The organism is Wolbachia endosymbiont (group A) of Tromatobia lineatoria (genome assembly GCF_964028565.1).
Taxonomy (GTDB): Bacteria; Pseudomonadota; Alphaproteobacteria; order Rickettsiales; family Anaplasmataceae; genus Wolbachia; species Wolbachia pipientis.
Genome location: NZ_OZ034791.1, coordinates 1,044,007 through 1,058,400, shown reverse-complemented (window position 1 = coordinate 1,058,400; position 14,394 = coordinate 1,044,007). Strand labels below are relative to the sequence as shown.

The 14,394-nt window shown below is 35.6% G+C and carries 14 protein-coding genes; 9 read left to right on the top strand and 5 right to left on the bottom strand.

Annotated features, from left to right (window positions below):
* Positions 1-42: 42 nt before the first annotated feature.
* Positions 43-750, top strand: a complete 708-nt coding sequence (elbB, locus tag ABWU48_RS05545) for an isoprenoid biosynthesis glyoxalase ElbB (RefSeq protein WP_209473289.1) — start codon at positions 43-45, stop codon at positions 748-750.
* 175 nt (positions 751-925) lie between these two features.
* Positions 926-1,234, top strand: a complete 309-nt coding sequence (locus ABWU48_RS05540; RefSeq protein ID WP_010081942.1) for a hypothetical protein — start codon at positions 926-928, stop codon at positions 1,232-1,234.
* 2 nt (positions 1,235-1,236) lie between these two features.
* Here the strand turns inward: ABWU48_RS05540 and ABWU48_RS05535 are convergent, their stop codons facing one another.
* Complete coding sequence (locus ABWU48_RS05535; protein WP_353288339.1) at positions 1,237-2,784, bottom strand: peptidoglycan D,D-transpeptidase FtsI family protein; 1,548 nt, start codon at positions 2,782-2,784, stop codon at positions 1,237-1,239.
* Positions 2,785-2,804: 20 nt separating this feature from the next.
* On the opposite strand from ABWU48_RS05535, the gene ispH reads away from it, so the two are divergent.
* From ispH to hemA, 7 genes are all read left to right on the top strand, one after another.
* Complete coding sequence (gene ispH / locus ABWU48_RS05530; RefSeq protein WP_209473359.1) at positions 2,805-3,734, top strand: 4-hydroxy-3-methylbut-2-enyl diphosphate reductase; 930 nt, start codon at positions 2,805-2,807, stop codon at positions 3,732-3,734.
* Positions 3,735-4,395: 661 nt separating this feature from the next.
* Complete coding sequence (locus ABWU48_RS06310; protein ID WP_244663114.1) at positions 4,396-4,665, top strand: hypothetical protein; 270 nt, start codon at positions 4,396-4,398, stop codon at positions 4,663-4,665.
* Positions 4,666-5,273: 608 nt separating this feature from the next.
* A complete protein-coding gene (gene htpG / locus ABWU48_RS05520) occupies positions 5,274-7,169 on the top strand; it encodes a molecular chaperone HtpG (RefSeq protein WP_264706182.1) in 1,896 nt (631 codons plus the stop codon).
* Positions 7,170-7,207: 38 nt separating this feature from the next.
* Complete coding sequence (locus ABWU48_RS05515) at positions 7,208-8,677, top strand: hypothetical protein (protein ID WP_353288338.1); 1,470 nt, start codon at positions 7,208-7,210, stop codon at positions 8,675-8,677.
* 173 nt (positions 8,678-8,850) lie between these two features.
* Positions 8,851-9,201, top strand: coding sequence for a hypothetical protein (locus ABWU48_RS05510; RefSeq protein WP_353288337.1), 351 nt, complete (start codon positions 8,851-8,853; stop codon positions 9,199-9,201).
* A gap of 294 nt (positions 9,202-9,495) precedes the next feature.
* Entirely contained in the window at positions 9,496-9,969 is a 474-nt protein-coding gene (locus tag ABWU48_RS05505) for a hypothetical protein (RefSeq protein WP_353288336.1), read from the top strand.
* 64 nt (positions 9,970-10,033) lie between these two features.
* A complete protein-coding gene (gene hemA / locus ABWU48_RS05500; protein WP_209473281.1) occupies positions 10,034-11,242 on the top strand; it encodes a 5-aminolevulinate synthase in 1,209 nt (402 codons plus the stop codon).
* A gap of 118 nt (positions 11,243-11,360) precedes the next feature.
* Here hemA and ABWU48_RS05495 read toward each other — a convergent pair whose 3' ends face one another.
* The 4 genes from ABWU48_RS05495 to ABWU48_RS05480 all read right to left on the bottom strand — a co-directional run bounded on the left by ABWU48_RS05495 (position 11,361) and on the right by ABWU48_RS05480 (position 14,390).
* Entirely contained in the window at positions 11,361-12,056 is a 696-nt protein-coding gene (locus ABWU48_RS05495) for an inositol monophosphatase family protein (protein WP_353288335.1), read from the bottom strand.
* A gap of 8 nt (positions 12,057-12,064) precedes the next feature.
* Complete coding sequence (efp, locus tag ABWU48_RS05490; RefSeq protein WP_006279719.1) at positions 12,065-12,631, bottom strand: elongation factor P; 567 nt, start codon at positions 12,629-12,631, stop codon at positions 12,065-12,067.
* 62 nt (positions 12,632-12,693) lie between these two features.
* Positions 12,694-13,200, bottom strand: coding sequence for a ribosome maturation factor RimM (gene rimM, locus ABWU48_RS05485; RefSeq protein ID WP_006279718.1), 507 nt, complete (start codon positions 13,198-13,200; stop codon positions 12,694-12,696).
* A gap of 14 nt (positions 13,201-13,214) precedes the next feature.
* Positions 13,215-14,390, bottom strand: a complete 1,176-nt coding sequence (locus ABWU48_RS05480) for an aspartate aminotransferase family protein (RefSeq protein ID WP_065094478.1) — start codon at positions 14,388-14,390, stop codon at positions 13,215-13,217.
* Positions 14,391-14,394: the final 4 nt, after the last annotated feature.

The following is a 14,394-nucleotide window of genomic DNA, read 5'->3' as shown; positions in this document are numbered from 1 at the left end:
TTTGTATTAAAATATCTAGATTATATGAAATCAAGGTACTTTATGGGTGAAAAAAAATTAAAAGCTGCTGTGGTCTTATCAGGGTGTGGTCACCTTGACGGTGCAGAGGTAAGAGAAGCGGTTTTAAGTTTGCTTGTGCTTGATCAGCAGGAAGTGGATGTTAAATGCTTTGCACCTGATATCAATATCACACAAGTTATGAATCATAGAACAAAAGAGGCAACAAAAGAAAAAAGGAATGTACTTGTGGAAGCAGCAAGAATCGCAAGAGGCGAAATATATGACTTAAAAGAAGCCAAAGCTGAAAATTTTGACATGCTAGTTGTACCTGGTGGATACGGGGTTGCGAAAAATTTATCTGACTTAGCTGAAAGTAAAGACATGGTGACAGTAATGCCTGAATTTGAAAGATTAGTTTCAGAATTTTTTGTTACAAAAAAGCCAATAGGAGCGATATGCATATCTCCAGCCATCATTGTTTCAATTTTAAGTAGCAAGATAGGTAAAGAAGAAAGTAAGGTTAAGGTAACTATAGGAGATGACAAAGAACAGTTGATAGAAAAGCTTGGCGGCGAACACATAAAGTGCGATACAGAGTTATCAATAGAAGACGAAGAACATAATGTATTTTCCTGTTCTGCTTATATGCGTAGCGACGAAAGTACATACTCTGTATATCAAGGGATAAAGCATATGATTGACAGCATGGTAAAAAAGATTAACAAAAAAACTAAACAGCCATTCCTATAAGGTGTACTAAATAAGACTTCTCTATTAATCACACAATTAACTGTTGAATTTTACATTTCTAGCTGTATTATGGCTACGTAGCTAAAGTAACTTAGGTTTATCGACGCTTTACTACTTGTTAGCGGTGTGGTGTAGTGGCCATATATGTTTAGTTCTTTTTTTTAAGGTATTTTGTATGTCAGATCTTTTCTATATTGAAACTACGTGTTGTGTGGACGGTCAGTGTGATGTCTATACAGGGGAAGTGAGTTTTAATGATGTCATGTTAGGCAAGTTCAGTCTAAATTCGTGCAGCGGGAAAGAAGCTATGATAAATCTAGACATTATTACATTCGATATTAATATCGCTATTGATGGTCAAAATGGAAAGACAATAAAAAAAGACCTTAAAGGTCTTGAATTTGTAACTAAAGATGATGGTTCTTGGTATATTAATAAGGATTTTGGTGATGATAAATTTGAAGTTGTAGTAAAGCAATCATAATTTTACATCTCAGGTGTAACATTTAGTATAGGCGCTATTCTATTTATAATGTTCTTTACTATAGGCGCAGCAATTATTCCCCCGGTATGGTGCATCCCTTGAGGCTCATCAATAGCAATTAGCACTATGTACCTTGGGTCAAGCATAGTTAGCACTCCTATAAATGATGCTATGTTTGCATCTTTGCTATATTTACCATCTACAACTTTTTCCGCCGATCCAGTTTTTCCTCCTATTGAATATGCCTTTATTTTTGCTTTTCTGCCAGTGCCATCTGTTACTGCTGCACGTAATAATTTTCTCATTTCCCTGGAAGTTCTTCTTGAGATAATTTGCTCTCCTATACTTCTTTTATTCAACATCAAGGTTGCGTTATGAAATATCCCATTGTTGATTAATGCTGCTGCAGTTTGTGCAAGATGTATAGGAGTTACAGCTATGCCATAACCATAAGATGCTGTTATTAAAGTGTTTTCACTCCATTTATCCGGGATTATCGGTGTGGATTTTTCTGGTATTTCTATTTTCAAAGGAGAAAATAGCTTCATAGTTTTAAAGTATTCTACCTGTTTTTCAATACCTAGTTTGACTGCAATTTTTGCTGCACCAATGTTGGATGATTTTACAAATATATCTTGCACAGTAATTTTTGGAATTTTAGATTTATGAAAATCCTGAATTTTATACTTTCCGATGGTGATTGGTGTTGATACGTCATATAAATCGCTAGTTTTTGTAGCGTTCGCATCAAGCGCTGCGGCTATTGTAAAGTATTTTAATACCGACCCCATCTCATATACCCCAAGACTGGCGCGATTAAACTTTTGTACGTCTTCTGCCTTATTCTGTAAGTTGGGATTAAAATCAGGTAGGCTGACCATCGAGATAACTTCACTATTTCTCACATTTAAAACAATTCCTACTCCGCCAAGTGCCTGATATCTGCTTACAGCTTTAGTTAGCTCTTCATGCACTATGCTTTGCACTCGTGTATCTAAGGATAGTATTATGGGCTTTTCTTGCTCATTATTTTTACTTATATATGCCTCAACTCCTGCAATACCGTTGCCATCTATGTCAGTGTAACCAAGCACGTGTGAAAATAAATTACTGTGAGGATATATACGCTTTATGTCGTCATAAAAATTTACTCCTGGTACACCAGCGTTTTTGATCGCTAGTAATTCTTTTGGAGTCAAGTGCCGCTTTATCCAAGCAAATTTCTTTTCTGAAGTAAGTACTCTATATAAGTTCTTGTATTCGAGGTCATGCAAAGTAGAACACAGTTGTGCTGCTATACTTTCCGGATTCTTTACTTTGGTTGCATCTATATATAGTGATGTTGTGGGCACATTTGTTGCTATTACCACTCCATTTCTATCTAAAATATCAGGTTGTTTATGTACTATATTATCTTTTCTAAAATTTTCTGAAGTAGTAAGTTGATCAAATGTTAAAGAGAATATGCGAAAAATAATTATTATATAAAATATAAATAATGGTACTATAAAACACAGTGAGCGGAGCTTATTTTTAAGTAATGCTTGCATATTTACTTGATTTGACAAAAATGGAAATCATCTTAGCTGAACCACGAGGTTTTTGTGCCGGGGTAAAAAGAGCTGTGGACATATTAGCTATTACTTTAGAAAAATACAAAAACGAGCGCCAAGTTTATGTGCTACACGAAATTGTTCACAATAAATATATAGTAGAGGACTTTAAGAAACAAGGAGTGGTTTTTGTAAGCAGTATCGAGGAAATTGAAGATAATGAAGGAATACTGATCTTCAGCGCGCACGGAGTATCAAAAAATATAGAAGATGAGGCAAAAAGAAAGGGTATTCAAGTGATTGATGCAACATGTCCTTTAGTCAGCAAAGTGCATAAAGAAGCAAAAAGGTATGAAAACAGTGGTAAAGAATTAATTCTCATTGGGCATGAAAACCATCCAGAAGTTAAGGGAATTAGAGGAAGAGTAAACAATCCTATCATTTTAGTGCAAACTTTGCAGGATGTATATGATTTAAAGGTTAAAGATCCAGATAATTTGTCTTATGTTACACAAACTACGTTAAGCATCGACGATACTCGCGACATTATTGCTGCCCTGAAATTAAGGTTTCCAGGCATAACAGGTCCAGATTTAAAGGACATATGCTATGCAACGCAAAACAGACAAAATGCTGTTAAAAAGCTAGCTGAAATTGTAGACATGGTATTAGTTGTAGGAAGTAAAAATAGCTCAAATTCAAACCGCTTATTAGATCTGTGCACTGCTAGAGGAAAAAGAGCCTACTTGATTGATAATTACAGCTGTGTGAATAAAAGCTGGTTTCAGGGCGTAGAAAAGATAGGAATCACCGCAGGTGCTTCCGCTCCTGACATATTAGTTGATGAATTAATAGACTACCTAAAAGTAAACCTGAGTGTAAAAATTTCAGTTATGCCAGGTGGTATTACTGAAAATGTTCAGTTTAAAATACCGAATCTGGTTTAAAACACAACTTATCTACTAAACTTCTCTTGAAATCACACAAACCAGCATCTATAGCTAAGACGTCATGCCGCGATTCATTAGACTTCTTGCATAACCATATAACAAACTTTTATTGGGAATAGAAACGAAAAAACTTGCTTGACAAACTCCGCCAGCCCTCTTATCATGATAGTGAAGCTATTGTATTTGCTTTCGCCAATCTGCAGATTAAAAGGTAAGGATTACTTAATGTATCGGCGTCTTATGTTCAATTTTTTGCAGTATATAGATACTGTATGTCTTTACAAAACTTCATCTACATCTAGATTTTTATCTAAATAAGCTGAACGCGCTTATAAAGCGTTACAAGACATCAAAAAATGCCAATACTCGACAGAGATAGTAAAAGACTAGCTAACTCGGGGGTTCTTTGTCTTTTTTTCTGCTTAGTAAATTTCTTAAACATTTGCAGCGTAAGTTAGTTGCAATTAAAAGCAGCTGAATTTCGCTTGTCAAGCGTTTAAAACATAAAAAACGCCAATATTTTAAAGCGGATAATAACCCCAGGGCTTCTTTTGCCTTTTTTTTCGTTTGGTAAATTTCTTAATGTTTGTGGCTGAACGACAACCGTCATCCCGCTACTTGTTAGCGGGATCTCTTGTTAGCGGCTGAGATACCGCGAATGAATCGCGGTATGACGGTTCGCGGCGGCATGACGATAAGGTTTATACCTTGTCATCCCAGTGCCCAAACACTGGGATCCAGTTTTCTTTACAAATTCACCAAAAGTGTTTCATTCTATAACATAAAACCCATACTCACCAAATCCAATGCATTACTTGCAATTAAGTTTCCTGGATCCCAGTGTCTGGGCACTGGGATAACAAAGGAGGACGTTATTCCAGTGCCAAGCACTGACCATTTCTGGTCTCTTAAATTGCAACTAATCTAAGTATTAAAAAATTTACCAAGCGAAAAAAAAGGCAAAAAAAGCCCGATGGTTGGCTAGTTACTTACATTATACTTTCAAGTATGGCGTTTTTTTATTCTAAACGCTTAATAACCGTGACTCAGCCGCTTTTAAGCCGCAACTAATCTAAATTATAAACGTTAAGAAATTTACTAAACAGAAAAAAAGGCAAAGAAACCCTAGGGTAGCTAATTATTCACTATCCATTTTTTAAGTTGGCGTTTTTTGATGTTTTAAATAGCGTATTTCAGCTTGTGTAGCTAGAAATTTGATAAAGACATGAGGTGCACATAGCGCAAAAAATTAAGCATGATTTACGCCAAATACATTAAGTTTTTTTGTCATTAATCCACTGCAGAGATTGCGAAGATAAATAAATAGCTTCAGTTTCATGATAAGGGGGCTGGCGAAGGGTGTCAAGGAAGTTTTTCGTTTCATCCAATGCGCTGCCAAAAGTTTGTTATGCAAGAGATCCCATAAATTGGGTGTCATAATAACTACACCCACATTAATTTTGGTGTACGTGACCTTGAAAGATCGTGATTCAATACTTAAATTATTAGGGTAGTAGGCAAATAATGGAGCTCAAAATGCATAATGTACAAGAAACTGAAAATTTAAAATTTGACGCTGAGGTAGGGAAAGTACTGAATATAGTGATTCATTCACTTTACACCAATAAAGACATTTTTCTGCGTGAATTAATATCAAATGCATCAGATGCATGTGATAAGTTGCGCTATGAATCTCAACTAAACCCTAATTTGCTAGATTTGAGTGACGAATTAAAAATCACTATCAGCTCCAATAAAGATAAGAACGAGCTATATATCACTGATAATGGCATTGGAATGAATAGACAGGATTTAATAGACAATCTTGGTACAATTGCAAGCTCTGGTACGCAAAAGTTCTTGGATGCGATTAAGAATAGCAAGGATTCAAGCCAAACTGTGGAGCTGATTGGGAAGTTTGGTGTTGGTTTTTACTCAAGCTTTATGGTTGCATTAGAAGTAATAGTAGAATCGAGAAAAGCTGGAGAAGAGGAGTCTTGGATCTGGCAATCCAAAGGAGATGGGGAATATTCAATCAGCAAGTCAGATAATCAAGTCCCTCGCGGAACCAAAATTACGCTCATTATGCATCCTGAAGAAAACGAGTTTTTAGATAAATTTCGTGTTGAAAATATTGTCACTACTTACTCTGATCACATAAATTTTCCTGTTGAATTTATAGACGAAGAAGGAAAAAGTGAAAAGTTAAACAGTAAGGCTGCAATTTGGACTAAGCCAAAAAATGACGTTACTCAAGAGGAGCACAACGATTTTTTCCGCAGTGTTGCTCACGTTGGCGGGGAGCCCTGGATGATATTGCATAATAAAAATGAAGGTGCAATAGAATATACAAATTTGCTTTATGTTCCTTCTATAAAACCTTTTGATTTATTCCATCCAGATAGACGTTGCTCTGTGAAGTTATATGTAAATAAAGTATTTATCACTGAAGATAATGTACAGATCATACCGCAGTATTTACGTTTCTTGAAAGGTATTGTTGATTCACCGGACTTACCTCTTAATATCAGCAGAGAAACGCTGCAGAATAATCGTGTTGTTGAGCAAATCAGGAAATCCCTCACTAAACGCGCGATATCAGAGCTCGGTAAAAAGGCAAAGGAGAATTTAGAAGAGTACACAAAATTCTGGACCAATTTTGGTGCAGTTTTAAAGGAAGGTCTTTGCGAAGCTATGCCAACTGATGAGAGAGAAGCACTACTCTCAATTTGCAGATTTCATAGTACTGGTGATGAGAAATTAGTCAGCATTGATGACTATATAAGCAGAATGAAGCCTGAGCAGGAACATATCTATTATCTCACCGGAAATAGCCTCGATTCAGTGAAAAACAGTCCGCAACTTGAGGGGTTCGTCAGTAAAGGGCTGGAGGTTCTTCTGTTCGTTGATCCAGTGGATGATTTCTGGACTAGTGTAATTCATGAATATAAAGATCAAAAGTTTAAGTCTGTGACTCGCGCTGATGTTGATTTGGAAAAATTCTCTTCAGAAGAAGATAAGAAAAATGAAGAAAACAAATCGAATGAAGAAAAAACTGAGGAAACTATATTGCAATATTTTACCACAGTGCTTGGAGATTCAGTAAAAAGCGTAAAAATTTCCAAAAAATTGACTGATAGTCCCGTATGCCTAGCGGTTGCTGAAGGTGCTATGGATCTTCGCATGGAGCGTTTTTTGCGTGAACAAAAGCAGCTAAATTACCGCACGCCAAAGGTGCTTGAAATTAACACTAAGCATCCTGTAATAAAGAGTATAATGAAATCTTATGCTGAAAGTGGTGAAAACCCAACATTGGAGGACATGGTTCACTTATTGTTTTACCAAGCTTGCATCGTGGAAGGCGAAGAGATGGATGACGCGAGCAGCTTTGCTAAGAGACTGAATAATTTGCTTGGCAAGATTTCTGTTTAATGCTATACTTAGCTTAGCTGCTAGTTAGGAGGTAAAACATGTTTGGTTCCAATTTTAGAGACTTTGTATCACAAGATACAACTTCACAGGGCCAATCAAATTCTGAAAGATTAATCAAAAGTTGGCATGGTTTTGAAAAACCAGATTCTGAAGATTCAGGTATTGAAGAAGAGTTTGAAGTTTTAGATAGCGAAAGTCAAGAGATACCAGCTACTCCATGTAGCACACCCCCTGAAGATCTAAGTTTAGAGAATGCAATACTTGCAAACTTTCCTGATGGTTGTGATAGGTCGTTTACTGTAGAGTTAAAAGATGAAGATTCATATGGTATCATTCCTAAAAACTTAACTTTTGCTGAGATTATAAATATCTTAAATCAAGCTATACAAGAAGATAATTGTGAAGAATTAGACAAGGTTGTACAAAATATTGAAGATTATGAAGGCAGGTCTATTACGCTGGATAATGAAAATCTCAAAGATTTCTGTTCAAATCAACTTAATTTGGAGTTACAAAACGGAAGCAACCATCAACATATATATTCAAATGTACTATCACAATATAAATTTGATCAAGAGGGTTTCAAGTATGATTATTCAGTAAAAGAATTGGTACTATTGGCAATTGCAGCTAATGACAAGCTAGTAGAGCAATATCAGGATTTTCTTTTTGCTGAAGGAAATTTAAGTCTTTTACCTCTCCTTGTTGGTGGTCAAAAATATATTGAAGCTTTTATAGAAAAATTCCATGGTACCGATGGAGTTTATGGAAGATTAAAAGATCAAACTATACAACTTGTCGAACCTAATAAGATTGGTTTTTTCTCAGTTATAGCATTAAGAAAAGAGCAAGAATTATTAAATGCAGTTTTTGTCGAATACGTTTTAAGAGATTTTGGACAGGTGTTAAAAACAAGTAATCCTGATTCTTTGTATGGTGTGCTTGAAACAGCGTCTCTGATCAAAAATGAAGAATTCATCACGATAGTGCTGGGTGCATTTGAAAGATATATTAATAAGCTAACTAAAAAAGCCTCAACAGAAGAGTTATTAAAAAAGAGTTTTGTTACTTTATTAGAAACTGCGATAAGCCAGGAACACACATCTGTCATTGAATACCTGTGCAAACGATACACTAATAGTGCAGATCATGCCATTTACGATGTATATGAACAAGCATTTGCGGATGATAAAGTTATTACAATACTAGGGCAACAAATCCTGAAAAACATAGGAGCTCGTGGCAGAAAAGAAATTTATGATTTAATTCTGAAAACTGCATTGGATGCTGGTAATATTGCATTTATCGAGCACTTGTGTGAAAAATGTGCTAAATGCAGCAATGATGTTATTAATTATCTTGATCATAAATCTAAAAACAACGAGTTTGATGAAATATATGAATCAATTCTGATTGCATTGTCTAATACTGAAAGTCAAGACATTATAGTCAGTGTTCTAGCTCATGTTCAAATTTATCAAAGCATACCAATAATAAACAGCAAGTAGTCAGGCAAACCATACAAAATATACTGAGAAATGCAATAAAAGAAGCTAGTTATGGAGTTGTTGTACCCTTATGTCAGCATGTTGACCTAAAATTCGCAGCTCTTCAGGCAATATGCAAGGAAGAATTTGAGAAAGCTTTACCAGTAGTTGCAGAACAGCTTGAAAAAATAAGTATGGAACTTTCTCCAAGTATGACTCGTAATGAGTATCAAAAAAATAGAGATACTTTGAGTCATCTATATCTAATTGGAAATTTGTTAGAAAGTAGTAAATTAATCAATACTTCCAGTAAAGCAAATATACAGACACAAGCGAATACACAAGTTAATAAAAGAAGCAGTGATAATGCAGTATCACCTGTTATAAAAGGTGATACGGCTGTAGTAAATGAAGAGAATAACAATCAACCAAGCAGTCAAAGAAACCCAAAATCCAAAAGTGCTGGCAGTCAACAGACAGAAAAAAATGTTCTTGCAGGGGAGGAAGAAAATGCTATCTTAAATAACACAGGGGTTTCAACGTAGGAGCCTTTAATTAATAATTTTGAGGAGGGTGAAATCAAAAAAGGCAGCGGAAAAAAAGGTGTTAAGCAACTTGCCAGTCCTGTTAAGAAAAAGATTGATGGACTTATAAGCAAAACCAGTACTAACTCAAGAGAAGAACTCGAAAATATTCTAAAAAGTAACTCTCCTACTCTTGTACTACAATATGTAAAAAATAAAGAAGGTCCCTTTAAGGGTAAAGTAGAAGAAATTAAAAAAGAAATTAAAAACCATAATACAAAACAAGGTAATGTTAATATTTCACTGAACAACGATTTGCCAAATTCAGGAGACCAATCTACAAGTTCTAATAATACCGGAAGCAATAGTACACTTACCACAACTCCAGAAATTACGGGTTGTGAAAAGAAGTTGGGGGTAAGTGAAGTTTCTTCGAATGCTGACAATGTGTCTACAATTGGAGGTGTTATTAACAGTAAGGAAAAGCCTGCAGCAGTAGAAAAAACTAGTGCTATAAACAATCAATCAACCTCTATTACTGCAACACAAAATACGCAAAAGAGTAAGTGGCCTACCATAGCTACATGGACGTTAGCAGTAGCTGGAGTTGTTTCAGGAGTAGCTATTGCAGTTTATTTGGAAATGCTAGCTGCAGGAATAGCAGTTGGAGCTTGTTGTCTGGTTGCTGCTGCAGTTATATACTGCTGTACACCTAAAAGCCAAGTTGAAAACAACAAGGTTGACAAACCTTTCAACACGGGGAAAGTACCTACTGCCGTACATGTATAATAAATATAGTAGTTTACCATTTAATAATTTATTATAATTATGTTAATTATCGGTAAATAAGGACTTGGTAAACTACGAAGAAATATTCTTGAATAAAATAAAAGATATAAAAGATGAGGGGCGCTACCGTGAATTTACGCACTTTGCGTCATTACCAGGTAGGCTCCCCCACATTATGGACTATGAAAGAAATAGGGAAGTAATAGTCTGGTGCAGTAATAACTATTTGGGAATGTCACAAAATGAGAGTGTAATTGCCGCTATCCAAAATTCATCTGTTGGTGCTGGAGGAACAAGAAATATATCTGGTACAACAAAAGAGGTTGTTGAACTTGAAAAATCCTTAGCTTGTTTGCATAAAAAAGAGGCTGCTTTAACTTTTGCTTGTGGCTACCTCGCTAACCAGACAACACTTAGCACTTTATCGTCTGTTATTCCGGGCGTAGTAATTTTTTCAGACGAGAAGAACCATTCTTCGATGATAGAAGGCATAAAATCAGGAAAAAGGCCAAAACATATATTTAAACACAATGATGTTAATCATCTAGAGCAGCTACTCAAGTCTATAGACAAAAAGACACCAAAAATAATAGCACTTGAATCCGTATATTCAATGGATGGCGATATAGCGCCGCTTGAAGCGATATGTGATCTTGCAGATCAACATAATGCAATTACCTATTTGGATGAGGTGCACGCAGTTGGCATGTATGGTTCACATGGTGGCGGAATTGCAGAAAGAGAAGGTCTGATGGATAGAATAACCGTTATTCAAGGTACACTATCAAAGGCTTTTGGAGTGATGGGTGGGTATATAGCGTCTTCAAAGAGCTTGGTAGATGTAATAAGAAGTTCCGCTCCAGGATTTATTTTTACCACTGCTATGTCGCCTGTTTTAGCAGCGGCAGCAAAGGCAAGCGTTGAGCACCTAAAATCGAGCAACATTGAAAGGGAAAAGCAAAAGCAAGTCGTTGAAAAAGTAAAAAACTCACTGAGAAATGCAGGAATTAACTTCATTCCAACAGAAACTCATATAATTCCAATAATAATTGGCAACTCAGAGTTATCCAAAAAAGCATCAAAATTATTATTTGATGAGTATGGAATATATGTTCAACATATAAATTACCCGACAGTTCCAAGAGGAACTGAGCGTTTCCGTATTACCCCTACACCTTATCATACCGATGAAATGATAGAGCATTTAACAGAATCTCTTGTAAAAGTTTTCGAAAAGTTGTCTATCTCTGTAGCCTGTTTATGCTATAGCTAGTACAGCCCTACGTCATACCGCGATTTATTCGCGGTATCTCAGCATGGATTCCGCTAACAAGTAGCGGAATGACGAGTTTTACGCTTATCAAATTGTAGGTAAACATAAATTACTTTAGCTATAGTTTTATATCTCCAGCAATGATTAGCCCGTTGTCTTCCGTTAGCCTTCCACCGCTTTCTTGCAGAAAAAGTCTACCGAGCAAGGCTTTATATTTGTTAACTCCAGAGTAAATTATTCCACTGTGCCTTCCTGCCGCAAGGTATGCAAAGCCTAAAATTGTTGAACCTATGGAGCGTACATTACTATTGCCAGGCAGCAATTTATTTAACAAATTACCACTTACATCTATTAGACCCCCTTCACGGTTTTTCACTCGCATTTTTACATGACGAGATCTAAAATCCTCAAGAAAAGCACCTTTCTTTTCTTCTGCCCAAAAAGTTTCTCTAAGAGCCGGAGCATCAATTACAGCTGCCACAACTTTATTTTTATGAATGAGACAGACTGATACTGCAAAATAAACCATGCAACTAGAAAAGTTCTCCCTGCCCTCTATAGGCATAATAAACCAGGTATAAGTGTTATCTTTTACTTCTTGATCAGTATCATCTTCAAAAATAAAACCATAGTCTCGTTTGTAGTCGTGCAAGCAATCGTATATGGTTTGCTTGGATTTTGAATAAGTTTTATTAATAAAGTCTGCTGATTTAACATTAGAAATTTGCAATTCATTAAAATCGCGCATAAGCTGCTTGGAAGCATTACGCACAGAATCAAGCATCACATTAATTCGTGGTGATGAGAGGGACATTCTTCCTTTTACTCTTTCACTCTTTCATAATAGCTGTCACCTGGAGTATATACTACAATTTTATCCTCTTCTTTTATAAATTGAGGCACGTTAACGCGCATTCCGTTTTCCAAAATTGCAGGCTTATAAGAAGCAGTAGCAGTTTGTCCTTTAATAACAGACTCTGTTTCTTTCACAGCAAGTGTAACATAATCAGGCACATGCGCAGAAATTATTTTGTCTTGATAAGCTACAACTTTAATTTTCATGTTATCCTGTAAATAAATTTTTTTTTCTCCCAATAAGTCCAAATTTATAGTGATTTGCTCGTAATTACTTGGATGCATAAGATTTACAATGTTTCCTTCAGTGAAAAGGTAAACATATTCCTCTTCATCTAAAATTGCCCTTCTGATTGTTGCATCAGAACGAAATCTTTCATAGTGTTTTGCTCCGGTTTTGATGTTTTTCATTTCGGCTTGTATGTATGCACCACCTTTACCAGGTTGAGTATGCATAATACCTACAACCAAAAATAATCCGCCGTTATGTTCCAACACCTGACCTGGTCTGATATCGTTAGCTCTTTCTGCCATAATTACATTTTCAATTTGATCTTATAATTATAAATAGCTTTATATAAATATCAAAGTCTTTATTAGTCAATAAATTCTGGTATATTTAATACTATATACCTCCCCTTTATATTTATATGTGGAAATATCTCTTTAGTGAAAGACAGCATAATACGTTTTTTTGTGCTGATAACTAAAATTTCTAATATATCCCCTGAGCCGAAATTATACACAGATTTTACATAGCCATATAATTCATTACTTTTCAGCCTTACTTCCATATCTACAAGGTCACTTTGGTAAAATTCATCCTCATCATTTAGCTCTGGTAACTTGCTTCTTTCTATATATAGCTTCTTATTCCTTAAAAGCTCTGCTTCATTACGGGAATTTACTCCGCTTATTGTAGCTATTACTAAATTATCACCTATGACGGATACTGAGTCTATTTTATAATTCTCATCACCACTTATTAGCTTACCATATAAGGAGATATTTTCAGGCTTTTCAGTAAAGGTTTTTACTTTAACAGCTCCTTTAATTCCGTGAGGAGAGGTAATAATTCCTAAGCATACCAGATTGTCGTTCATATTAATGCAAGTATCTAATCAGAAGATTTCTCAGATAAATATTGAGTCAAAATCTCGATGCCTTCATCAATCTCTTTTTCAGTGATAATGAGTGGAGGTAAAATTCTCACAACGTTGTCTGATGTTACCCCAACAGTAAGCAAGCCGCGATGACTTAACTCTTCTGCAAACTTTTGATTGTCTGCTTTCACTTTTATTCCAAGCATTAACCCTTTCCCTCTTACTTCCTCTATTATTGGAAATTTACTTGCTAAGTCTTCTAGTTTATTTTTTAAGTATTTACCTCTAATTTCAACATTTTTCAAAAAGCCGGGGCTGAGCAATTCTTCGAGCACAGCATTACCTACTGAGGTTGCAAGCGGATTGCCACCAAAAGTGGAACCGTGCATACCAACTGCCATATATTTAGCAGCCTTTTCAGTTGCAAGACAAGCCCCCAGCGGAAACCCCCCGCCTATTCCCTTTGCAAGAGCACATATATCAGGTTCCACTCCTATATGTTCGTATGCGAATAATTTTCCTGTCCTACCAGCACCGCATTGTACGCAATCAAAAAATAACAATATGTCATTTTCATCACACAGCCTTCTTAGTTCTTTCATAAAGACTTCATTCATTACTTTGATACCACCTTGCCCTTGTATTGGTTCTATTAATATAACGCCTATACCACTTGAAATTGCTTTCTTTACGCTCTCAATATTGGGCTCGATGTTATCACACCAATCAATGTAGGGATTTAGTAATTCAGAAAATTTCTGTTTATCGTTTGTAGCACAAGTTAAAAAGGTTCTTCCATGAAATGCACCATGAAATGTTAAAATTCTGTGACGATTTTTATTGCCTTTTCCATTTTGATAGATCCTAGCAATCTTAAGTCCACATTCTACTGCCTCTGATCCAGAATTTGAGAAAAATACAGTGTCAGCGAAACTATTGTTTATTAATTTTTCTGCAAAATTATTGGCAGCAGGTATATTATAGGTATTTGATATATGCCATAATTTTTCTCCTTGCAATTTAAGAGCACTAATTAATCGCGAATTAGTGTGACCTAAGCTACTAACGGCTATTCCGGAGTGAAAATCTACGTAGCGCTCACCATCAACATCATATAGGTAGATACCTTTGCCATGAGAAAAATTTATATTAACAGGAGAATAAACTGGCAAAATAGGAGAAATTGTCATAAAA

What these genes read in the sequence shown, in the direction of transcription:
- elbB (WP_209473289.1), top strand. Translation starts at nt 43, where the DNA reads ATGGGTGAAAAAAAATTAAAAGCTGCTGTGGTCTTATCAGGGTGTGGT.
- ABWU48_RS05540 (WP_010081942.1), top strand. Translation starts at nt 926, where the DNA reads ATGTCAGATCTTTTCTATATTGAAACTACGTGTTGTGTGGACGGTCAG.
- ABWU48_RS05535 (WP_353288339.1), bottom strand. Translation starts at nt 2,784, where the DNA reads ATGCAAGCATTACTTAAAAATAAGCTCCGCTCACTGTGTTTTATAGTA.
- ispH (WP_209473359.1), top strand. Translation starts at nt 2,805, where the DNA reads ATGGAAATCATCTTAGCTGAACCACGAGGTTTTTGTGCCGGGGTAAAA.
- ABWU48_RS06310 (WP_244663114.1), top strand. Translation starts at nt 4,396, where the DNA reads ATGAATCGCGGTATGACGGTTCGCGGCGGCATGACGATAAGGTTTATA.
- htpG (WP_264706182.1), top strand. Translation starts at nt 5,274, where the DNA reads ATGCATAATGTACAAGAAACTGAAAATTTAAAATTTGACGCTGAGGTA.
- ABWU48_RS05515 (WP_353288338.1), top strand. Translation starts at nt 7,208, where the DNA reads ATGTTTGGTTCCAATTTTAGAGACTTTGTATCACAAGATACAACTTCA.
- ABWU48_RS05510 (WP_353288337.1), top strand. Translation starts at nt 8,851, where the DNA reads ATGGAACTTTCTCCAAGTATGACTCGTAATGAGTATCAAAAAAATAGA.
- ABWU48_RS05495 (WP_353288335.1), bottom strand. Translation starts at nt 12,056, where the DNA reads ATGTCCCTCTCATCACCACGAATTAATGTGATGCTTGATTCTGTGCGT.
- efp (WP_006279719.1), bottom strand. Translation starts at nt 12,631, where the DNA reads ATGGCAGAAAGAGCTAACGATATCAGACCAGGTCAGGTGTTGGAACAT.
- rimM (WP_006279718.1), bottom strand. Translation starts at nt 13,200, where the DNA reads ATGAACGACAATCTGGTATGCTTAGGAATTATTACCTCTCCTCACGGA.
- ABWU48_RS05480 (WP_065094478.1), bottom strand. Translation starts at nt 14,390, where the DNA reads ATGACAATTTCTCCTATTTTGCCAGTTTATTCTCCTGTTAATATAAAT.